This is a genomic window from Streptomyces sp. NPDC002144, assembly GCF_053593695.1.
Map to the genome: position 1 here is coordinate 138,054 of NZ_JBSFDB010000016.1, position 21,238 is coordinate 159,291.

General features: G+C 73.3%; 19 protein-coding genes. 9 read left to right on the forward strand and 10 right to left on the reverse strand.

Translation table 11 applies throughout. The features are described 5' to 3' along the window. Positions 1-54 precede the first annotated feature (54 nt). On the reverse strand, positions 55-1,458 hold the full coding sequence (locus ACWCQ1_RS24565) for a hypothetical protein (RefSeq protein ID WP_358603662.1): 1,404 nt from the start codon (positions 1,456-1,458) through the stop codon (positions 55-57). Positions 1,459-1,604: 146 nt separating this feature from the next. On the opposite strand from ACWCQ1_RS24565, the gene ACWCQ1_RS24570 reads away from it, so the two are divergent. From ACWCQ1_RS24570 to hglS, 3 genes are all read left to right on the forward strand, one after another. Next, positions 1,605-2,549 (forward strand): TIGR01777 family oxidoreductase, encoded by a 945-nt coding sequence (locus ACWCQ1_RS24570; protein ID WP_358603665.1) that lies wholly within the window; start codon positions 1,605-1,607, stop codon positions 2,547-2,549. A 72-nt stretch (positions 2,550-2,621) separates the two neighbouring features. Beyond that, positions 2,622-3,212 (forward strand): GNAT family N-acetyltransferase, encoded by a 591-nt coding sequence (locus ACWCQ1_RS24575; protein WP_358603668.1) that lies wholly within the window; start codon positions 2,622-2,624, stop codon positions 3,210-3,212. 13 nt (positions 3,213-3,225) lie between these two features. Further along, positions 3,226-4,605: a 2-oxoadipate dioxygenase/decarboxylase gene (gene hglS / locus ACWCQ1_RS24580; RefSeq protein ID WP_451027382.1), complete on the forward strand. Its 1,380-nt coding sequence runs from the start codon at positions 3,226-3,228 to the stop codon at positions 4,603-4,605. Positions 4,606-4,664: 59 nt separating this feature from the next. Here the strand turns inward: hglS and ACWCQ1_RS24585 are convergent, their stop codons facing one another. Beyond that, positions 4,665-5,555 (reverse strand): EamA family transporter, encoded by an 891-nt coding sequence (locus ACWCQ1_RS24585; RefSeq protein WP_358603674.1) that lies wholly within the window; start codon positions 5,553-5,555, stop codon positions 4,665-4,667. Positions 5,556-5,623: 68 nt separating this feature from the next. Between ACWCQ1_RS24585 and ACWCQ1_RS24590 the strand changes: the two genes are divergently transcribed. Continuing rightward, positions 5,624-6,481 carry a LysR family transcriptional regulator gene (locus ACWCQ1_RS24590; protein WP_451027383.1) on the forward strand — a complete coding sequence of 286 codons (858 nt, stop codon included), beginning with the start codon at positions 5,624-5,626 and terminating at the stop codon, positions 6,479-6,481. 53 nt (positions 6,482-6,534) lie between these two features. On the opposite strand, the gene ACWCQ1_RS24595 is transcribed toward ACWCQ1_RS24590, so the two are convergent. The 6 genes from ACWCQ1_RS24595 to ACWCQ1_RS24620 all read right to left on the reverse strand — a co-directional run bounded on the left by ACWCQ1_RS24595 (position 6,535) and on the right by ACWCQ1_RS24620 (position 14,616). Continuing rightward, complete coding sequence (locus tag ACWCQ1_RS24595) at positions 6,535-7,251, reverse strand: alpha/beta fold hydrolase (protein WP_133046858.1); 717 nt, start codon at positions 7,249-7,251, stop codon at positions 6,535-6,537. 17 nt (positions 7,252-7,268) lie between these two features. After that, the gene (locus ACWCQ1_RS24600; RefSeq protein ID WP_451027384.1) at positions 7,269-8,240 is read right to left on the reverse strand and encodes an alpha/beta hydrolase; all 972 of its coding nucleotides are present in this window, start codon (positions 8,238-8,240) and stop codon (positions 7,269-7,271) included. Beyond that, a complete protein-coding gene (locus ACWCQ1_RS24605; RefSeq protein WP_451027385.1) occupies positions 8,240-9,187 on the reverse strand; it encodes a helix-turn-helix domain-containing protein in 948 nt (315 codons plus the stop codon). Before ACWCQ1_RS24605 ends, ACWCQ1_RS24600 begins: the two co-directional genes overlap by 1 nt. A gap of 110 nt (positions 9,188-9,297) precedes the next feature. Beyond that, positions 9,298-11,040 carry an AfsR/SARP family transcriptional regulator gene (locus ACWCQ1_RS24610; RefSeq protein ID WP_358611083.1) on the reverse strand — a complete coding sequence of 581 codons (1,743 nt, stop codon included), beginning with the start codon at positions 11,038-11,040 and terminating at the stop codon, positions 9,298-9,300. A 15-nt stretch (positions 11,041-11,055) separates the two neighbouring features. Continuing rightward, on the reverse strand, positions 11,056-13,821 hold the full coding sequence (locus tag ACWCQ1_RS24615; RefSeq protein ID WP_451027386.1) for a BTAD domain-containing putative transcriptional regulator: 2,766 nt from the start codon (positions 13,819-13,821) through the stop codon (positions 11,056-11,058). A 147-nt stretch (positions 13,822-13,968) separates the two neighbouring features. Continuing rightward, positions 13,969-14,616: a TetR family transcriptional regulator gene (locus ACWCQ1_RS24620; protein ID WP_133046854.1), complete on the reverse strand. Its 648-nt coding sequence runs from the start codon at positions 14,614-14,616 to the stop codon at positions 13,969-13,971. Between the two features lie 58 nt (positions 14,617-14,674). On the opposite strand from ACWCQ1_RS24620, the gene ACWCQ1_RS24625 reads away from it, so the two are divergent. The 5 genes from ACWCQ1_RS24625 to ACWCQ1_RS24645 all read left to right on the forward strand — a co-directional run bounded on the left by ACWCQ1_RS24625 (position 14,675) and on the right by ACWCQ1_RS24645 (position 19,883). Next, the gene (locus ACWCQ1_RS24625; protein ID WP_358611088.1) at positions 14,675-15,361 is read left to right on the forward strand and encodes a class II aldolase/adducin family protein; all 687 of its coding nucleotides are present in this window, start codon (positions 14,675-14,677) and stop codon (positions 15,359-15,361) included. Continuing rightward, positions 15,358-16,284 carry a carbohydrate kinase family protein gene (locus ACWCQ1_RS24630; protein WP_358611091.1) on the forward strand — a complete coding sequence of 309 codons (927 nt, stop codon included), beginning with the start codon at positions 15,358-15,360 and terminating at the stop codon, positions 16,282-16,284. Before ACWCQ1_RS24625 ends, ACWCQ1_RS24630 begins: the two co-directional genes overlap by 4 nt. Before the next feature lie 88 nt (positions 16,285-16,372). Next, positions 16,373-17,926: an MFS transporter gene (locus ACWCQ1_RS24635; protein ID WP_451027411.1), complete on the forward strand. Its 1,554-nt coding sequence runs from the start codon at positions 16,373-16,375 to the stop codon at positions 17,924-17,926. A 92-nt stretch (positions 17,927-18,018) separates the two neighbouring features. Continuing rightward, positions 18,019-18,951, forward strand: a complete 933-nt coding sequence (locus ACWCQ1_RS24640) for an NAD-dependent epimerase/dehydratase family protein (RefSeq protein ID WP_358606444.1) — start codon at positions 18,019-18,021, stop codon at positions 18,949-18,951. Further along, positions 18,948-19,883: an RNA polymerase sigma-70 factor gene (locus ACWCQ1_RS24645; protein WP_451027387.1), complete on the forward strand. Its 936-nt coding sequence runs from the start codon at positions 18,948-18,950 to the stop codon at positions 19,881-19,883. Before ACWCQ1_RS24640 ends, ACWCQ1_RS24645 begins: the two co-directional genes overlap by 4 nt. Positions 19,884-19,892: 9 nt before the next feature. On the opposite strand, the gene ACWCQ1_RS24650 is transcribed toward ACWCQ1_RS24645, so the two are convergent. Next, positions 19,893-20,318: a VOC family protein gene (locus ACWCQ1_RS24650; RefSeq protein WP_451027388.1), complete on the reverse strand. Its 426-nt coding sequence runs from the start codon at positions 20,316-20,318 to the stop codon at positions 19,893-19,895. Next, a complete protein-coding gene (locus ACWCQ1_RS24655; protein ID WP_451027389.1) occupies positions 20,315-21,121 on the reverse strand; it encodes a LuxR C-terminal-related transcriptional regulator in 807 nt (268 codons plus the stop codon). The genes ACWCQ1_RS24650 and ACWCQ1_RS24655 overlap by 4 nt, the downstream gene beginning before the upstream one ends. Positions 21,122-21,238 lie beyond the last annotated feature (117 nt).

Below are 21,238 nucleotides of genomic sequence, written 5' to 3' on the forward strand. Positions count from 1 at the left end.
TCAAGTCGGGTCGGCATCGTGGGAGGCTTCGGCGAATCCCGGGACGGTGTCCCGTCAGCGGAACAGGCAGTCGCGTGGGTGCGAGCGATAGGTGCCCGGGCGGGGCACACGCGGGCGCACCCGTCCGGGTGGCGGGCCGATGAGCCCCGCCCGGTAGAGGCCGTACGTGATCCGCCGCCGCGCCGCGTCCTCCAGCGCGTCCCGCAGCGCGCCCTCGCGCAGCACCGCGTCCGGGCCCAACAGGCCCTCCACGACGGCCAGCGCGCCGGCGGTGTCGCCGTGGTCGAGGCGTTCGCGGACGCCGGCGAGACAGTCGGGGCGGCGGTGGGCCCGGTCGATGGCCTGGAGGCAGGGCAGGGGCGTGCCGGTCAGCGCGGCCAGCAGCTCCTCGCGGCGGATCTCGGCCGGGTCGTGGTCCAGCGGCGCCAGCACGCCGTCGACGAGGCCGATACGGTGCCGGGCTCCCCGGCACTCCACGACATGCGCCCGGCCCGTCCACTCCTCGGGAGCGGCCGGGGTGACGGGTGCCCGCTCCGGTACGAGCGCCCGGGCGACGAGCGGATGCAGCCGACCGGCGTCGATCGCACCGGCTCGGACCAGTTCGAGGTCGGGCAGCACCCAGGTCGCGGCGTCGGGCAGGACCGGCAGCCCCGAACCACCGCCTTGGGCCACCTCCGCGACACGCCAACCGGAAAACCCGGCACCACCCGCGTCCGCGACAACGCGCAGCACCAGCCGGCACCGACGCGCGATCCGCACCACGACGGCCCCCGCCCCCGCGTCCCCGCCCCGCCCGTCGGCCAGGAGCAGCGCCCCCGCTTCCGCCCCCCACCGGTCGACGGCGCACGGGTGCTCGAGCGCCACCGCCCGCAGAGCATCCGGACACGGCCGCCCGTCATGGTGCCGATCCGTCCCGCAGCGTGCCCGCAACTCGCCCGCCCTGCGCGCATCCCAGAGATGGCGATGCAGGTCCAGACGGAACCGCGGACTGGGGTGGGGATGCGGATGACGGCAGGCGGCGGGGTCCGGCCGGGAACCGTCCCACAGGCCGAGGCTGATCCGCTGACCGGCGTCCGCCCAGGCGGGCGGGGTCCGGACCACGAGATGCAGGGGGCGGGGGCGGCCCGGGACCTCGTAGCGGGCCAGGGCGATCGTCAGCGCCGGGCGCAGCAGTCCGTCCGGGGCGATCCTCGGCATGTGCCAGCGCAGCAGGTCGGGTGCCAGATGCCGTAGATCCGCGCGGAGTCGGGCCGCGAGATCACGGCCGTGGGCACGGGCCACGGAACGCAGGTCGAGATCGACGTCGACGCGCGCGGCGGCGCACGCGCCGGCCCAGTCCCCGGCGAGGCGGCGGGCGGTCGCGGTCTCGATCATGGCGGGCGGCACGGCGAACTCGCGCACGCGCAGCCACAGGGAGAGGCGGGAATCCCCGTCCGCGAAGTGGGGGTGAGTGGCCATCAGCACTCACCTGACGCGGACGGGACCCCCAATCTGTCAGCAGAAGGAGTCATCGCCGTGGAGCGTAGCCTCCGGCCGTCGCGACCCGCCAACGCTTTTTCGTGTGCGTGCGTTAGGCTGACCGTACTGATTGAAATATAAAACAGATGGGTGATGGGTGCCCGCGCGCCCGGATCGAGGTCGGTTCCATGCATGTCGTCATCAGCGGTTCATCGGGGTTGATCGGCGGCGCCCTCGCCGCGTCGCTGCTCGCGGACGGGCACCGGGTGACCCGGCTGGTCCGACGTGAGCCGCAGGTCCGGGCCGACGGGAGCGAGGAGGCGCGCTGGGAGCCGCGGGCCGATGGCGTGGATCCGGCGGTACTGGACGGGGCCGACGCCGTCGTCGGGCTCGCCGGGGCGGGGGTCGGCGACCGGCGCTGGACGGCCGCGTACAAGGCACGGATCCGGGAGAGCCGGGTACGCGGCACCGGCGCCCTCGCCACGGCGATCGGCGACTGCGCGAAGCCCCCGGCGGTGTTCGTGTCGGGCTCCGCGGTCGGTTACTACGGCGAGACCGGCCAGGACGTCGTGGACGAGTCCGCGCTGCCGGGGCAGGATTTCCTGGCCGGTGTGTGCCAGGAGTGGGAGGCGGCGGCCGGCGGTGCACGGGCGGCCGGGACCCGGGTGGTGACCACCCGGTTCGGGATCGTCGTGTCGGCGAAGGGCGGTGCGATGGGACGGCTGCTGCCACTGGCCCGGGCGGGACTCGGCGGCCGGCTGGGCGACGGACACCAGTACTGGAGCTACATCTCGCTGCCCGACACCGTCCGTGCCCTGCGGCACCTCATCGACACCGAGACGGTGGGCGGCCCGGTCAACATGACCACCCCGCACCCCGCGACCAACCGCGACATCACCGCCGCCATCGGCAGGGCGCTGCACCGCCCCACGATCCTGCCCGTCCCCGCCTTCGCCCTCCGCCTGGCCCTGGGCGAGTTCGCCGACGGCATCCTGATGAGCCAGCGCGTGCTGCCGGCCCGCCTCCTGGAATCCAGGTTCACCTTCGAACACCCGACGTTCGAGGAGGCCGTGACGGCGGCGGTGCGCTGACGCGTTCGCCCGGCTGCCCGCCCGCCTAATGCGGTGGCCGTGCCCCCGCGAGGGGCCCTAACCTCGGCGTTCATGAACGACAACGGACCGGACGACACCCAGGCCGGCGCGCGCGTGCCCTGCCGCCGGGGCAGGAAGACCGCCCTCGCCCCGCTCGAGACCGACGACGCCGAACACCTCAAGCGCTGGAGGTCCGACCCGGTCGCCGCCCATGAGGTCGGTGTCTGGCCGCGCTCCCTGTACTGGCTGCGCGAACGCGTCGAGCGGGACATCGACGATTCGGACCGCGACGACTTCCTCGTCCTGCTGCCCGACGGCACCCCGATCGGCTACACCGCCCTCGTCGACCAGGACCTGGCCGACGGCACGGCGGAGGTGGTCCTGCTGCTGGCGCCGGAGCACCGAGGCGGCGGACATGGCACCGACGCCCTCGACACACTCGTCGACCTCGCCTTCGGCGAACTGCCGATGCACCGCCTCCAGGCGGTCACCCACACCGAGAACGGAGCCGCCCTCGCGGTCCTGGCCAAGTCCGGCTTCGTACGGGAGGGTGTGCGCCGCTCGGCGTGCTTCCATCGGGGACGGCGCCACGACGTCGCCGTGCTGTCCCTGCTCCGGCCCGAGTGGGAGGCGCTGGAGCGACCGCGCACCTGGGACCTGTGAGAGGAGCCCGCCGATGATCAGCCAGTGGCGGCTGCGCGCCGCCTTCGCCGCCCGGCTCTCCGAGATGTACGGCCGTGAGGTGCCCGCCTACACCACGCTGGTGGACGTCTCCCGCGAGGTGAACGAGGACGTCCTCGGCGCCCGGGGCGCCGACGCCGAACGCCTCGGCTCCATCGGCCGCGTCACCGCGGAACGGCACGGCGCCATCCGCGTCGGCACCCCCGCCGAACTCGCCCAGGTCGCCCGGATCTTCGGCGCACTCGGCATGCACCCGGTCGGTTTCTACGACCTGCGCGAGGCGGCCGCCAGCGCGGTGCCCGTCGTGTCGACCGCGTTCCGGCCCGTCGACGGCGAGGAGTTGGCCCGCAACCCCTTCCGCGTCTTCACCTCCCTGCTCACCCCGGCCGACCCCCGCTTCTTCGACCCCGGTCTGTGCGCACGCCTGGAGACCTTCCTCGCCGGCCGCGAACTGTTCCCGCCGGAGCTGCTCACCCTGGCCGACCGCGCGGAGGTGGACCACGGACTGCCCGACGAGGCCGCCGAACGCTTCCTCCAACTCGCCGTATCCGCTTTCGAGTTGTCGGCCGAGCCGATCGACAGGGCCTGGTACGGGACGCTGGAGCGGGTCTCCGCCGTCGCCGCCGACATCGGCCGTGTGCGCAGCACCCACCTCAACCACCTCACCCCGCGCGTCCTGGACATCGACGAGCTGTACCGCCGGATGGCCGAGCGCGACATCGAGATGATCGACACCATCCAGGGCCCGCCCGCCTGGCGGGGCCCCGACGTCCTGCTGCGCCAGACCTCCTTCCGGGCCCTGGCCGAACCCCGCACCCTGCGCCTCCCGGACGGCACCGTCGCCCAAGGTGCCCTGCGGGTCCGCTTCGGCGAGGTCGAGGCGCGCGGCATCGCCCTGACCCGCGAGGGCCGCTCCCTCTACGACAGCCTGCTCGGCCGCATCGACGAGCGACTCGCCCGGGACCCCGGGGCGCAGCGCTCCGAAGTGGCCCGCGCCGTCTGGGAGAAGCACATGCCTGCCACCGAACAGGAGCTGGCCGAGCGGAAGCTGGCGTACTTCACCTACGAGGTGGTGGACGAAGGGCCCCGCGACGGCAGCCGCCCGCCCGCCGACCTCGCGGCCCTGGTCTCCGGCGGCTGGCTGCGCGCCACGCCCATCGTCTACGAGGACTTCCTGCCCCGCTCCGCCGCCGGGATCTTCCAGTCCAACCTCAGCGGCGAGGGTTCCCGGGACAACGCGCGGGAGGGCATCGCCTACGACGCCGCCTGGATGTCCGGTGCCGTCGGCCGCGAGGTCCTGGACCCCTTCGCCCTCTACGAACAGCAGCAGAACCGTTCCCTGGACCGGGTCACCCGCGCACTGGGCCTCCGCTGAGGCGGCTCACCGGCTTCTGGAGCTGAGGCGGCCGCGCAGGCTTGTGGAGCTGAGGCGGCTCACCCACGTCTGGAGAGGATGCTCAGCGCGTTCGCGGCGACGACCGCGCCGATGCCCGCCCACTCCGCCCACCCCGGACGCTGCCCGAGACCGACCAGACCGACGACGGCGGCCAGGACCGGGTTGACGCTCATGAACAGACCGAACGCCTGCGCCGGGACCCGGCGGAGGGTGAACAGGTCCGCCAGATAGGGCACCGCCGAGGACAGCACCCCGGCCGCCACGGCGCACCCCACCGCCGAGGCCGTCGGCGGCTGCCGCAGCACCAGCACCACACCGACCGGCAGGAACAGCACGGCGGACACGCCGGCCGCCGCCGCGGACCCCTGGGCGCCGGGGACACGTCGGCCGACGGTCCGGTTGAGCAGGATGTACGAGGCCCAGCAGACGGCGGCGAGGAGACCGAGCCCGAGGCCGGCGTAGTCCGTGGAGGGCCGCGGGCGCATCAGCGTGACGGCCCCGGCCGCCGCGATCAGCGCGCAGCAGGCGTCCACCCGGCGCCGCGCGGCGGCCAGCGCGACGGTGAGCGGGCCGAGGAACTCCAGCGTCACCGCGAGCCCGAGGCCGACCCGGTCGATGGCGGTGTACAGCGACAGGTTCATCGTGCCGAACACCATGGCCAGCAGCAGCACCGGCTGCCACTGCCGCCAGGTGAAGGTCCGCAGGCGGGGCCGGCCGACGGCCAGGAGGACGAGCGCGGCGACGTACTGGCGGACCGCCACCACCCCCAGCGGACCGAGCACCGGGAAGGCGAGGGAGCCGATCGCCGCACCGGTCTGGTTGGACAGACCGCTGCCGACCATGGTGACCACGCCCGCGAACCGCCGCGAGGAAGGGCGGGCCGGGGCGGAGGCCGTGCGGGCCGGTGGGAGGGTGCGTACGGGTCGCATGGGCCGATGATGGGACGAGCCGGTGCATGCGCAAAATGCGTGCGGCGCTCGATCCATACGCTGGAGTCATGGATGTGGAGCTGAGGCAGTTGCGCTGCCTCGTCGCGATCGTCGACGAGGGCACCTTCACCGACGCGGCCATCGCCCTGGACGTCTCCCAGGCGGCCGTGTCCCGCACGCTGGCCTCGCTGGAGCGGGCCCTGGGGGTACGGCTGCTCCGGCGCACCTCGCGCGAAGTGACGCCCACCGCAGCGGGGTTGAGAGTGCTGGCGCACGCCCGGCGGGTGCTCGCCGAGGTCAGCGAACTCGTCCGCGCCGCCACCTCGGACCACACCAGCCTGCGGATCGGTTACGCCTGGTCGGCGGTCGGCCGCCATACCGCGGCCTTCCAGCGCCGCTGGGCCGCGGCCCACCCCGAGACCGACCTGCACCTCGTCCGGGTCAACACCGCGACGGCCGGACTGGCTGAGGGGAGCTGCGAACTCGCCGTCGTACGCAGGCCGTTGGGCGACGACCGGCGCTTCGACACCGCCATCGTGGGCCTGGAGCGACGGCTGTGCGCCCTGGCCGCGGACGACCCGCTCGCCCGGCGCCGTTCAGTGCGGCTCGCCGACCTCAGCGATCGCACGCTGCTCGTCGACCGGCGCACCGGCACGACCACCGCCGACCTGTGGCCGCCCGACGCCCGCCCGGCCACCGAGGAGACCCACGACGTCGACGACTGGCTGAACGTCATCGCCGGGGGCCGGCGCATCGGCATGACGGCCGAGTCCACCGCCCACCAGTACCCCCGCCCCGGCGTGGTCTACCGGCCCGTCCGTGACGCCGAGCCCATCGCCGTACGCCTGGCCTGGTGGCACGACGACCCCCACCCGGCGACCCCGGCGGCCATCGAACTGCTCACGGAGCTGTACCGGGACGGCTGAGCGACCGCGCGGACGGCCGCCGTGGGGCCGTCCGCGCTGCCGTTCCGGTCACGTCAGCTCGTGGCCCGAACCGCGTCGCGGATCAGCGCGGCGACCTCCTCGGGCCGGGAGACGGCGACCGCGTGCGAGGCGCCCTCCAGCTCGACGGTCGTCGCCCCGGCGCGCTTGGCGCCGTAGCGCTCCACCTCCGGGTTGATCGCCTCGTCCGCGCCCGCCACCAGGGCCCAGGACGGCTTGGTCTTCCACGCGGCGGCCGCGGCCGGCTCGGTGAACGAGGAGGCGGCCAGCGGGCGCTGCGACACCGCCAGCGTCTTGGTGACCGGGGCCGGGACGTCGGCGGCGAAGATGCCGGGGAACGCCTCGGCCTGGATGGTGACCTCGACCGCGGGCTGCCCGCCCTCGACCGGGTACGTCCACTCCTTGAGGTTGCTGCTCAGCGGCGAGAGCGGGAAGCGCCCCTGCAGCTCGCCCAGGCTCTCGCCCTCCTCGGGGACGTAGGCCGCGACGTAGACCAGGCCGACGACGTTCTCCACGGCACCGGCCACGGTGATGACCGCGCCGCCGTAGGAGTGCCCCACGAGGACGACCGGGCCGTCGATCTGCTCGGCCACGGAGGCGATGTAGGCGGCGTCGGCGGCCAGCCCGCGCAGCGGGTTCGGGGGCGCGATCACGGGGATGCCCTGGTTCTGCAGCTCCGCGACGACACCGGCCCAGCTGCCGGCGTCGGCGAAGGCGCCGTGCACGAGAAGGGCGGTGGGTGTGGTGGTCATGTCGGCTGTCTCCCGGCTCAGTTGGTGTGGAGGGCCGCGCGCAGGGTGGCGACGGCCTGGTTGATGGCGGCCTCGGCGGCATGGGTCTCGCGCAGGGCGTTGAGCATCACGAAGTCGTGGATGATGCCCTGGTAGCGCACGGCGGTGACCGCGACTCCGGCCTCGCGCAGCTTGTTGGCGTAGGCCTCGCCCTCGTCCCGCAGGACGTCGGCCTCACCGGTGATGACCAGGGCCGGGGGCAGCCCGGCCAGCTGCTCGGCGGACGCCCGCAGCGGGGACGCGGTGATCTGCGCCCGCTCGGCCTCGTCGGTCGTGTACTGGTCCCAGAACCACTGCATGCCGTCCCGGCGCAGGAAGTAGCCCTCGGCGAACTGGTGGCAGGAGGGGGTGTCGAAGCTCGCGTCGGTCACCGGGTAGAACAGCACCTGCTGGACGAGGGGGACGTCACCGCGCTGCTTGGCCATGAGGGTCAGGGCCGCCGTCATGTTGCCGCCCACCGAGTCGCCGGCCACCGCCAGCCGCGAGCCGTCCAGGTCCTTGGTGGAACCCTGCTCGACGACCCACTTCGCGACCGTGTAGTTCTGCTCGATGGCGACCGGGTAGCGCACCTCGGGGGAGAGGTCGTACTCGGGGAAGACCACGGCCGCACCCGCGCCGACGGCGAGTTCGCGCACCAGCCGGTCATGGGTGTGGGCGTTGCCGAAGACCCAGCCCGCGCCGTGGATGTAGAGGATGACCGGCAGGGTGCCGGTGGCCCCTGCGGGCCGGACGACGCGGGCCCGGACACTGCTGGTCGGGCCACCGGAGACGGTGATCCACTCCTCGTCCACCGCGGGCTTGGCGATCTCGCCGGACTGCACCTCGTCGACGGCCTTACGGCCCTCGGCGGGCGGCAGGTCGAAGAGGTACGGCGGGTTGGCGGTGGCCTCGACGAAGGCCTGGGCGGCCGGTTCGAGGACCGGCTTGACCGGTTCGGCGGTCTGGGACATCAAAGTTCTCCCGAAGTCTGTGACTGGTGATGCGCGAGCGCGTCGACGAGCACGCTAGGAGCGCAGGGCGGGGCGAGTTGACTGCCGGTGCATGACTGCTGGTCCCGGAGCGCACTGGAGCGACCGCCCGCCGTCTCGCGCCACTCGCTCGGGGACATGCCGTAGGCGGCCCGGAACACCCGGCTGAAGTGAGGGGCGCTGAGGAAGCCCCAGCGGGCGGCGACGGCGGCGATGGTGCGCCTGCCGCGGATGCGGTGCAGCAGATCGCGCCGGCATTCCTCCAGACGCCGGCGCTGGATCCACCGGCCGACCGTCATGTCCTCGTCCTGGAACAGCTTGTGCAGATAGCGCACCGAGATGTGATGCGCCGCGGCGATCACCTCGGGGGAGAGGTCCGGATCCGGTAGATGGCGGTCGACGTACCTGAGGATCCTGGACAGCAGCGGCGACTGTGCGCCCGGCACTTGTGCCGATGCCTCACCCGAGCGCTCGGTGGCCAGGGTGGCCAGCAGGTTCACGGCGTTCCAGGACAGCATCTCGCCGATCTCGGGCGGGGAGACGGAGACCGTGTCGGCGAGCTCCGACAGGAACGGGGACAGCAGCCCACCCAGCCGGGAGGACCGGCTGACCGGCGCCGTCAGAAGCCGCCGCAGGGCCTGTTCCGGCAGCCCCAGCGCCTCGCGCGCCACCAGGAACACCTTCAGCCGGGCGCCGTCGGGAAGATCCAGCGACGGAGGGTGGCCGGCGTCGTAGAAGCAGATGTCACCAGGGGAGAGGGCGATGTCCGCGGGAGTCTCCGGAGCGGGTGTACCGCCCCGGACGCCGACGAGGAGGAACTCGCCGCCGACCCCGGCCGAGAGCCGGTGCGCGCCGGGGCGGGGCAACCGCTCGCCGGGCAGCCGCACCGGCACCGCGTCGGTGACGACGATGTCGAGACCCATGGGCATCCTGCACACCTCCGAACAGGACCGAACAAAAACTTTCATCGCCTCGGAGCGTAGGGGGAAGGTGTGAAAAAAGAGTGACGAAGCAAGGGCGGCACCGCTGTGACCTGCGGTTATGAACGCTGGTTCAGCTCGTGGGCGAAGATCCGCAGCAGGGGATGCCCGGTGTAGCGTCCCGGTGCCGACTCGGTGACGAGGTGGGCGTCGGCGAGTTCGCCGAGCAGCCGGCGGGCCGTGCGGACCGGGACGTCGGCGAGCGCGGCGGCCGTCTCCGCCGTGAGTTCCGGTTCGGAGCGGGCCGACAGCCGGAACAGCCGGGCCGTGTCGGCAGGCAGACGGCGGTAGGAGCCGGCGAACGCGGTGCGTACGTCGGCGAAGGCGTCGAGACCGGCGGAGCGGCGCAGTCCGGCGGCGACGGACGCGAGCGGGCCGGTGGCGGCCAAGTGGGCCAGGGCGAGCGGCAGTCGCCCGCAGCGCACCACGATCTCCTCGGCCGCCTCCGCTTCGGCGGGAGTCCGTTCCCGGCCGGTGTGCCGGAGCAGGATCTCGAGCGCGTCCGCGGGGGAGGGCAGACCCAGCCGCAGGGGGCGGGCTCCGGTGGCGACCAGCCCGGACAGTCCGCGCCGGCTGGTGATCAGCGTCAGACAACCGGGCGAGGCGGGCAGCAGCGGCCGTACCTGCTCGGTGTCGAGGGCGTCGTCGAGCAGTACCAGCACCCGGCGACCGGACAGTGTGCTCCGGTACAGACCGGCCAGGGCGTCCGGACCGCTCGGCAGACGGTGCTCGGGCACGCCGAGCGCGGTGAGCAGGGAGCGCAGGGCCGCCTCGGGGGTGAGCGGGTCGTCGAGGGGATCGAAACCCCGTAGACCGAGATGGAGTTGGCCGTCCGGGTACCGCGCGGCGGCCTGGTGCGCCCAGTGCACAGCCAGCGTGGTCTTGCCGATGCCCGGCATGCCCGTCACCAGGACCGGCGAGGAGTCCACCGACGTGTGCAGCATGCTCAGTTCGGTCTCTCGGCCCACGAACACGTCCGGGTCCGGCAGGAGTTGCGCAGGCGGCGCGAAGGGTTCACGCGGCCTGGACCGTACTTCCTGGCGGAGCACCCGCGTGTGGGCCGCCGCCAGCTCCGCGCCGGGTTTGACGCCCAACTCCCGTTCCAACAGGAGCCGTACCGACTCGTACGCGGCGAGTGCGTCGGCCTGGCGTCCGGCGGCGGCGAGTGCCATGACCTGTCTGGCGTGCAGCGACTCGTCGAGGGGGTCGAGCCGGACCGCGCGAGCGAGGTGGGGCAGTACGTGGTCCGGTGCGCCGCACAGCAGGGCCGCGTCGGCGGCCATCACGGTCGTGGTGACGAGTTCGCGCTCGACCTCGGTGAACACGGCGTGGTGGCGCACCGGTGCGGGGATGCCCGCCGCGACGGGACCCCGCCACTCGTCCAGTGCCGCGGCGAAGTGCCGCAGCGCCGGTTCGGGTCGCCCGGTGGCCGCCTCCCGCTTCGCCCGCCTGGTGAGCTCACGGAACCTCAGCAGGTCGACCTCGTCCTCGGCCGCCTCCAGCCGGTAGCCGTCGGCCCCGCGCAGCAGTCGGCGGCCGGGGGCCCGGGCCGGCAGTCCTGGTTCCAGCAGGCGGCGCAGCGAGCCGACGTAACGGCGGACCACGTTCGGCGCGCTGGCGGGCGGGCCGTCCGGCCACAGGACGTCGATGATCTCACCGACGGGCAGGGGCCGGCCCGCGCGTATCAACAGCAGGGCCAGCAGGGCGCGTTGCTGGGGAAAGCCGAGGTCCAGTTCGGTCTCCCCGCGCGTCACCCGCAGGGGACCCAGCACCTCGAATCGCGTCAACTCGTCGTCCGTCACGCTCTGTCCGCTTCCTCAGGCGAGGTCGCGTCGGCCTTCCTGGGCGGACAGCCGCTCCCGGACCTCTTCCGCGTCGGGGTGGCCGAGGGACACGAAGAGGGCGAGCGCCTCGTGCCAGGCGGCGTCGGCCTCGTCGGGGGCGCCCATGGCGAGATGGGTGTCCCCGATGTGGACCAGCGTGCAGGCCTCCAGGTAGGGCACGCCCAACTCCCGGTACAGGGTCAGGGCGTTGTGGTAGCCCAGCAGGGCGTGCGGGTGGCGGCCCAGTCCGTGCTGGGCGTAGGCGATGCTGTCCCAGGTGGACGCCTGGCCGTAGCGGTCGCCCAGGTCCTGGAGCATGGCGAGGGCTTCGAAACAGTGGCTGAGGGCTTTCCGGTACTGGCCGAGCAGCGCGTGGTACCAGCCGACCGAGTTCAGGACGCTGGCCTGCGCGGCCCGGTCGCCGCTCGTGCGGAACAGCTCAAGCGCCTGCTGGTTGTGGTGCAGGGCGCCGGGGAGGTCGCCCTGCTGGTCGGCCTCCCAGCCGAGGCTGCGATGGGTCTGGGCCCGGCCGATCGGGTCGCCCAGTTCCGTGAAGAGTTCCAGGGCCCGGCGCAGCCTGGGCCGGGAGCGGTCGTGCAGGCCCAGCCGGCCCTCCGCCCGGCCCAGGCCGCGCAGGCCGTGCGCCTCCCAGACCGGGTCGGACAGCCGCAGCGCGCTGGTGAGCGCGGTGTGTTGGGCGGCCAGTCCGTCGTGCCAGTGGCCCCGCCGGTCGAAGAACGGTTCCAGGGACCAGGCGAGGAGGGCGGCGAGACGGTCCCGGCCGGAGTGCGCGGCCGCGTCGATCACGGCCGGCAGGACCGGGTACTCGGCGGTCAGCCAGGCCAAGGCCTGCCGGTCGTCGGACAGGTCCTCCACGCTGACGCCGGCCGGGGGTGGCCCCGGCGGCAGGGGATCGGCGTGCGGGGCGAGGATCCGGCCGGCCGCGTGGGCGGAGTGGACGTAGTACGCGTACAGGCGGTCGACGGCCGTGTCGCGATCCTCCTCGGACTCGACCAGTTCGGCGGCGTGGGCGCGCAGCAGGTCGTGCAGGGCGTACCGGCCGGGAACGTGCTCGCCCGCCAGATGGACGTCCGCGAGCTCGGACAGCAGTCGCCGTGCCTCCCGCACCGGAACGCCCGCCAGTGCCGCGGCGGCCGGCGCCGAGACGTCCGGGCCGGGATGCAGGCCAAGCAGCCGGAAGAGGCGGGCGGCGCCGGGTGAGACGGCCGCCAGCGACCAGGAGAACACCGCCTCGACGTTCGCGGCCGGGTCGCTCCGGCCGAACCCGTCGAGGCTGCCCTGCGCCGCCCGCAGCTCCGCCGCCACGGCCGACAGCGGGAAGTGCGGGTGGGCGGCGGCGCGCGCCACCACACAGGCCAGCGCGAGCGGCAGCCCGCCGCACAGGGCGGTGATCTCGGCGACCGCCTCCGACTCGCCCGCCAGCCGTGCCGCGCCCAGCCGGCGCTCCAGGAACGCCCTGGCCTGCTCGGCGTCGAGCGGCCGCAGGGTCAGCGTGTGCGCCCCGTGCGCGGCGACCAGCCCGGACAGCCGGCTGCGGCTGGTGACGATCGCCAGGCTGCCGGGGGTGCCCGGCAGCAGCGGCCGTACCTGCTCGGTGTCGCGCGCGTTGTCCAGCAGCACCAGGAACCGCCGGCCCGCCAACAGGCCGCGGTACAGGGCGGCCTGGGCCTCCATCCCGTATGGCACCTGTTCCGGCGGCACACCCAGCGCGGCGAGGAAGACCCGGACCGCCTCGCCCGCGCTCATCACCGAACCGGACGGGTCGAAGCCCCGGAGGTTGACGTACAGCTGCCCGTCGGGGAAGCGGTCGGCGACCCGGTGGGCCCAGTGCACGGCGAGGGTGGTCTTGCCGATGCCCGCCATGCCGCCGATCGCGGAGATGACCACCGCACCGGTCGCGTCGGACAGGGTCAGTACGTCGTCGAGTTCGGCCTCCCGGCCGGTGAACGTCGCCAGGTCGTGCGGGAGTTGGGCGGGCTTCGGCAGGGCGGCGGTCGAGGGGCCGTCCTGCCGCAACGCGCGGTGGGCGTCGCGCAGTTCGGCGCCGGGATCGATGCCCAGCTCGTCGGCGAGGCGGGCGGCCGTGGTGCGGTAGGTGTCCAGGGCCTCGGGCCGGCGTCCCGTGGCCGCCAGCACCAGGATCAGCCGGGCCAGCAGGGGCTCGTCCAGTGGATGGCCGGCCGCTGCCTCCCGCAACCGGGGCAGCACCTCCTCCGGCACCCCGGCGCGCAACGCGGCATCGGCCGCCTCCCGCACGGCCGCCACGTGCTCCCCGTCGACCGCGCCGAACCCGGCCCGCTCGCGCACCTCGGGCGGGACGCCGGCGGCCACCGGCCCGCGCCACAACTCCAGGGCCTCGGTGAGGAGTTCCACCGCGCGCCCGGGCGCGGCCCACCGGGCCTCCTCCCGCAGCGCACGGAAGCGCAGCAGATCGAGCGACGCGGCGTCGGCCGCCCAGCGGTATCCGCCCGCGTCCCGCAGCAGTAGGCGTCCGGCGGCCCGGGCGGGCAGGCCGGGTTCCATCAGGCGGCGCAGCGCCCCGACATGCCGGCGCACCACGTTGAGCGCGCTGTGCGGAGGGTTCGCGCCCCACAGCACGGTCACGATCTCGCCCGCCGGGACGGGCTCCCCGGCCCGTACCAACAGCAGCGCCAGCAGGGCCCGTTCACGCGGACCGCCCAGAGCGAGCTCCGCCCCCGCCCGCCGTACCCGAACCGGCCCCAGGACCGAGAACTCCACCGGCCCCACCCCCTTGTTGATCTTCAGCCCCCACTCGACCCTACGTGACGTTCCGAGTTACCCAGGGTCACGGCAGGGAGGGGGCGGCGGGGGCGGGGCCGAGCGTCGTCCGCCCGGAGGGTGCGCCGGGCCTCCGGGGCGGCACGCCTACGACCGGTAGCGCGCCGTCACGGCCGTGAGGTACCCCCGCAGCATCACCTTCGCCTCCTCCAGAAGCCGCTCGTCGCCTTGTGCGTCGCGCCGAAAGGCCTCCTGGGCCAGCGCGTCCGCGGCCAGGACCGAGGCGTGACAGGCGCGGGCGAGGGCCTCGTCGTCCCCGGCGAGGTCGAGGGCGAGCAGGACGCGGCGGATCCCGTCGGCCATCCGGCGCTTGTGCTCGCGGTCGGCGGCCCGGGTCCGCTCGGTCAGGCCGCTGCCGAACCACAGGGCACGGAAGCCGTGTTCACCGCGGTAGATGGCGGCGTAGGCGTCCACGAGCATGCCGACCGGGTCCGCCCACCGCTCGGTCGCCGCCGCCTCGGCGAAACCGTCCATGGCGGCCTCCAGTTTGGCGAAGTACCCGGCCGCCAGGGCGTCGATGATCGCGTCCCGGTCGGGCAGGTACTGGTACAGCGAGCCGACCGACACCCGGGCCGCCGCGGCCACCCGGGTCGTGGTCAGCGCCTCGACCCCGTCGCGGATCAGGATGTGCTCGGCCGTCTCCAGCACCCGCGCCAAGCGGGCCCTGCTGCGCGCCTGTTGCGGGGTCCGGCGCAGGGGGAGGGCCCCGCCGGGATCCGCGGTCGGCTCTCCCACGAAGGAACCTCCGAACGTGAACGTGACATTGTTTCACGTTTAGACTACGGTCGCGCCCATGACCGACTCAAGCTCGGCGCTGGGGCCGCAGCGGGCCGCCGTGGCCGAGGCCTGCCGGCGTCTGGGGGCCGAGGGGCTGCTCATCGGTACGGCCGGGAACGTCAGCGTGCGCGTCGAGGACCGGGTCGCGATCACCGCCACCGGCGCGGTGCTCGCCGAACTGACCCCGGACCAGGTGAGCGTGGTCGACCTGGACGGCAAGGTCGTGGCCGGGACGCTGGCGCCGACCTCGGAACTGGACCTGCATCTCGGTGTCTACCGCCGCTACGGCACCGGAGCGGTCGTCCACACCCACGCCCCGATGGCCACCGCGCTCTCCCTCGTCCTCGACGAACTCCCCTGCATTCACTACCAGTTGCTCGCGCTGGGCGGTAGCGTCCGGGTCGCGCCGTACGCCACCTTCGGCACGCCCGAACTCGCCGAGTCGGTGATCGCCGCACTGGAGGGCCGCAGCGCCGCACTGATGGCCAACCACGGCGCGGTCACCCACGCGACCACGCTCGACAAGGCCGTCGAGCACGCGCTGCTGCTGGAGTGGGCCTGCGGCGTCTACCAGCACGCCGCCGCGCTCGGCACCCCCCGCGTCCTCGACGAACAGCGGCAACTGGCGGTCATCGAGGCCGCGATCGCCCGTGACTACGGCACCACCCACCCCGTACCACCCGCGCAGGAGGAGAAGCGATGAAGGTCGTCACGATGGGCGTGCACGTACTGGACGTGCTGGTACGGCCGGTTGAGGCGATACCCGAGGGCCAGGGCGCCACCCTCGTCGAGGACATCAGGATGACCGCCGCCGGGACGGCGGCCGGCACCGCCCTGACCCTCGCCAAGCTGGGCGCCGAGGTCCGCACCGCCGGTGCGATCGGCACCGACCCGACCGGCGACCTGCTCCTGCAACTGCTGGAGCGGGCGGGAATCGACACCGGGCTGGTCGTCCGCCGCATCGACACCTCCACCTCGGCCACCGTCCTGCCCATCCGCCCGAACGGCGACCGCCCCACCCTCCATCTGCTCGGCGCCAACATCACCTACGGTCTCGACGACGTCCCCTGGGACGCGCTGGCCGTGGCGACGCATCTGCACCTGGGCGGACCGGAGTTGATCGGCGCCGAGGTCGCCGCGCGGATCCTCGCGCACGCCAAGGAGCACGACGTCGTCACCTCCGTCGACCTCCTCGCGCCGGGCGCACTGGGCACCTTCGACCAGATCGAGCCGATCCTCCCGTACATCGACTACCTGCTCCCCAACGAGGACCAGGTCCTCGGCTTCAGCGAGGAGCAGGACCTCGTCACGGGCGCCGGGAAGTTCCTCGCGGGCGGTACCGGTCTCGTCGCCGTCACCCGCGGCGGCGACGGTGCGCTCCTGGTCACGGCCGAGGGCACCGAGGCGGTCCCCGCCTTCGACGTCGAGGTCGTCGACACCACCGGCTGCGGCGACGCCTTCTCGGCCGGTTTCCTGCGCGGCGTCAGCCTCGACCGCACCCCGAAGGAGGCCGCCGTACTCGGCAACGCGGCGGCGGCGCTGGTGGCGCAGGGCCTCGGCAGCGACCACGGCGCCTTCGACCTCCCGGAGGCCGACGAGTTCGCGATGACCCACAAGACCCGGTGAGAGCGGCGCCGCCCATGGAGTGGTGACGGTCGCGGCACGGGCGTACGGTCGGACAGTGGACGGCATCGTTCACCGAGAGCACTTCACCATGAGCAGCAGCCCGCAGCCGACCTCCGCAGCACAGGCCACCTCCCGAGCACCGGGCGGTGGCGGAAACGGCATGGCGCTTCTGGTCATCGCGTCCTGCCAGCTGATGGTGGTCCTCGACATCACCATCGTGAACATCGCGCTGCCGCACATCCAGAGCGCGCTGGACTTCTCCACGACCAGCCTGTCCTGGGTGGTCAACGCCTACACGCTGACCTTCGGCGGGCTGCTGCTGCTCGGCGGCCGCACCGGCGACATCCTCGGCAGACGGCGCATGTTCATCGTCGGGGTGCTGCTGTTCGCCGTCGCCTCCCTGCTGGGCGGGCTCGCCCAGAACTCCGGCGAACTGCTCGCCGCCCGCGCTCTGCAGGGCGTCGGCGGCGCGATCGCCTCACCGACCGCGCTCTCCCTGGTCAGCACCACCTTCCCGGAGGGCCCGGAACGCAACCGGGCCTTCGGTGTGTTCGCCGCCGTCTCCGCCGGCGGCGGCGCCATCGGACTGCTGGCCGGCGGCATGATCGTCGAGTGGCTGAACTGGCGCTGGGTGCTCTTCGTCAACGTCCCCATCGGCGTCCTCATCGCCCTCGCCGCGCCCCGCTGGATCAGGGAGTCCGGACGCCACCCCGGCCACTTCGACATCGCCGGCGCGCTGACCTCGACCCTGGGCATGGTGCTGCTCGTCTACGGCTTCATCCGGGCCGCGCAGGAGGGCTGGCGGGACGCGCTGACGCTGGCCTCGTTCGCCGGGGCCGTCGTCGTCCTGGCCGCGTTCATCCTGATCGAGCGGGGTTCCGTCCAGCCGATCACACCCCTGCACATGTTCGCCGACCGCAACAGAGCGGGCACGTACGGCATGATGCTCAGCCTCGCCGCCGCGATCTTCGGCATGTTCTTCTTCCTGACCCTCTTCGTGCAGGACGTGCTGAACTTCAGTCCACTTCGCGCCGGACTCGCCTTCCTGCCGGTCAGCGCCGTCATCGCGGTCGGCGCAGGGCTCGCCTCCCGGTTCCTGCCCCGGTTCGGCCCCAAACCGTTCCTCGTGGTGGGCGCCCTCCTCGCGGCGGGCGGTCTGGCCTGGCTGACCCTGACCGACGTGCACTCCACCTACGCCGGCAGCATCCTCGGCCCGATCCTCGTCTTCAGCTTGGGCATGGGCATGGAGTTCGTGTCACTGACCCTGATGGCGCTGTCCAACGTCTCCGTCCAGGAGACCGGCGCCGCCTCCGGGCTCCTCAACGCCACCCAGCAGGTGGGCGGTTCGCTCGGACTGTCCATCCTGGTCACCACGTTCGGCACGGCCAGCACCAACGAGGCCCACCAGCAGATCCCGCTCTTCCTCGCCCAGGCGACCCCGGCCGAGCAGCTGCGCTTCCGGCGCACCGGACAGCTCCCGAGCCCCTGGTCCGACCAGGTCCTCACGCACGGGATCTCCGCCGCGTTCGTCGTCGCGGCGATCTTCGCCGTCGTCGCGGCCCTGATCGCGGTCGTCGTCATCCAGGTCCGCGCCTCCGACCTGGAGCGCCTCCAGGGCGGCATGGGACCCGGCGCCGTCTGAGACCACCCGCGTCAGGATTTTCCCGCCCCCCATGTCACAGACACGGGGGGCTGTCTCGTCCACGGGGCAGAGACAATTCCGGGAACGGGAAGGTGATCGTTGTGCGGGTGTTCGTGGCAGGCGGGACGGGGGTCCTGGGACGGCGGCTGATTCCGCAGCTCGTCGCCAGGGGCCACCAGGTGACGGCTACGACGACCAGCGCGGCCAGACTGGGGCTGCTGGCGGACCTCGGCGCGGACGGCGTCGTGATGGACGGCCTGGACGCGGCCGGCGTCGGCGAGGCGGTGGCCACGGCACGGCCGGACGCGATCGTGCACCAGATGACCGGGCTCGGCACCGGTGCACCCGACATGAAGCACTTCGACCGGTTCTTCGCCACCACCAACCGGCTGCGCACCGAGGGCACGGACCATCTGCTGGCCGCCGCCGAGGCGACCGGCGTGTCCACCTTCGTCGCCCAGAGCTTCGGCAGCTTCAACGGCATCCGCGAGGGCGGCTGGATCAAGACCGAGGACGACCCGCTCGACCCGATGACGGGCACGGTCCTGCGCCCGATGATCGAGGCGGTCAACCACCTCGAGGACGTGGTCGTGCGGGCCGGCGGCGCGGCCCTGCGCTACGGCGCCTTCTACGGGCCGGGTGCCATCGACGACCAGGTCGAGCTGGTCCGCAAGCGGAAGTTCCCGCTGGTCGGGCGCGCCACCGGACACAGCTCATGGATCCACCTCGACGACGCCGCCCACGCCACCGTCCTGGCCGTCGAACAGCACGCGAAGGGCGTGTACTGCATCGTCGACGACGAACCGGCCCCGGCCGCGGAATGGCTGCCCCACCTGGCGGCGGTCGCGGGCGCCAAGCCGCCGATGCGGGTGCCGAAATGGCTGGCGCGCCTGCTGGCGGGAGACCTGCCGGTGATCATGATGCTGGAGGGCCGCGGCTTCTCCAACGCCAAGGCCAGACGTGAACTGGGCTGGGAGCCGCGCCACCCGTCGTGGCGCCAGGGATTCAAGGAGGAGCTGGCGTGAGTCGCACCGAGGAGTTCGAGGAGCTGCGGCCGCTGCTCTTCGCGATCGCCTACCGCATCCTCGGCAGCGTCAGCGAGGCGGAGGACGCCGTCCAGGAGACCTGGCTGCGCTGGGAGCGCACCTCGACCCTGCCCAGATCGACCAAGGCGTATCTCTCGGCCGTGGTCACCCGGATCTCCGTCGACGTCCTGCGCTCGGCCCGGGTACGGCGCGAGGAGTACGTCGGCCCCTGGTTCCCCGAGCCGCTGCTCACCGACCCCTACGAGGACCCGGAGCGCTCGGCGGAGCTGTCCGACTCACTGTCGATGGCGGCACTGCTGCTGCTCGAACGGCTCTCCCCGCTGGAGCGCGCCGTGTTCGTGCTGCGGGAGGTGTTCGGCTTCGGCTTCCCGGAGATCGCCTCGGCCGTCGACCGGTCCGAGGCGGCGTGCCGGCAGCTCGCGGTGCGGGCGCGCCGGCACATGGACGCGGGCCGGCCGCGCTTCGAGGCCGACCGCAAGGAGCGCGAGGAACTCGCCGAGCGGTTCTTCGGCGCCTTCCGGGAGGGCGACGTCGACGGACTGCGGGACCTGCTCGCCGCCGACGTCCAGCTGGTCGGTGACGGCGGCGGCAAGGCGCCCGCGCTGGCCAACGCCGTCCGCGGCCCGGACAACGTGGCCCGGGTGATCTCCTCGTTCGTCTCGATGTGCCTCGCCACGGGGGTCGTGGCCGAGCCGCACCGGGTGAACGGCCAGCCGGGCGCGCTCTTCCGCGACCGGGACGGCAGGGTCGTGAGCACCTTGGCGCTGGACATCCTGGGCGGACGGATCCAGACGATCCGCGGGGTCGTCAACCCCGACAAGCTCGGACACCTGGGCCCGGTGGCGGACGCGTGGGCGCTCAAGGACGAGGCGATGCGGACACGCCGTCCCCAGCCCGACCCCGCGGGCTGAGCGCACCGCTCAGGACACGGACGTGCCGCCCCACTCCTCCGGGGCCACGTCCGCCAGCGTCTGGGAGAACGTCCAGTGGTGGCCGGCCACGTCCTCGGCGGTGTACTGGCGCTCGCCGTACTCGAAGTCGGTCGGCTCCATGAGGATCCGGGCGCCGTGCGCGCGGGCCTGCTCGCAGTGCGCCCGGGCGTCCTCCACGCGGACCGTCACCGAGTGCGTGACCTCGCCGGGGCGCGGGGGACGGCGGTCGTGCCGGACGTCACCGATGATCACCGCCCCGTCGCCGAAGGCGAGTTGGGAGCGGTGGTCCTCGCCGATGCGCACCCGCTCGGTGAACCCGAAGGCCTCGCCGAGCCAGGCGACGGCGGCCCGCACGTCGGGATAGATCAGGACGGGGATGACCGTCGCGGAGGGGATGGAGCGGTTCGGCTTCATGACTGGCTCCAGGCGTTGGTGTCCCGTGGCACGGCGGGCGTGGGGACCAGGCCGAGCCGCTGGGCCCGCAGCACCGTACTGATGCGGTCGCGTGTGCCCAGTTTGCGGTAGATCTTCTCGACATGCTTGTGCACCGTGCGATCCGATATGCCGAGCCGCCGGCCGATCGCGGCCGCGGTCAGCGCGTCCGCCAGCAGCACCAGGACCGCCGTCTCACGGGGCGTCAACCCGCAGTCCGGGGCGGCCGAGGGGTCGGTCGAACGCCGGTGGCGTTCCAGGAGTTGCCGCTGCTGTTCCACGGCGGCCAGCAGCGGCTGGAGCTGGGCCGCCAGCCGGAGATGGTCGTCGGTGAAGTCCGTACCGGAGCGGTAGACCATGCATCCGGTGATCGGGGTCGTGGTTCCGGGCAGCGGGATCGCCAGGACGTGGTCGGCGGCCATGAGGTCGCCGATCAGCTCGGCGGTGGGGCTCGACGACCAGGCCCGCCCCACCGCCCGGCGCGCGGTCAGCGGGGTGCGGTCCGGCCCGGAGGAGTACAGGGACGCGAACGGGTAGCCCTCCCGCAGCAGGCCCACGGCCTCGTCCCGGAGCACCGCGAACTCGGCGGCGACGGCGGACGGCATGCCGACCGTGCCCCCGGACTCGTTCCAGTCGTCCAGCTTGTAGATCAGACTCTCACCGCCGCACAGGCCGGGCAGGGCGTCCGCGAGCATCGGCCACAGCCGATCGGGCTCCCGTTCGTGCAGTGCCGCGACCGCCACCGACAGCATGCGTTCCTGCGCCCCGACCAACACCTGTGCCACGTTCCCACTCCGATCGTGCGCCGCGTACGCAGTTGTACCCATACCGGCGACGTCCAGCCTGCCTCAGACTGCAACGGAGCAACAAGGACGTTCACGGATGTACTCCAGCACAACGGC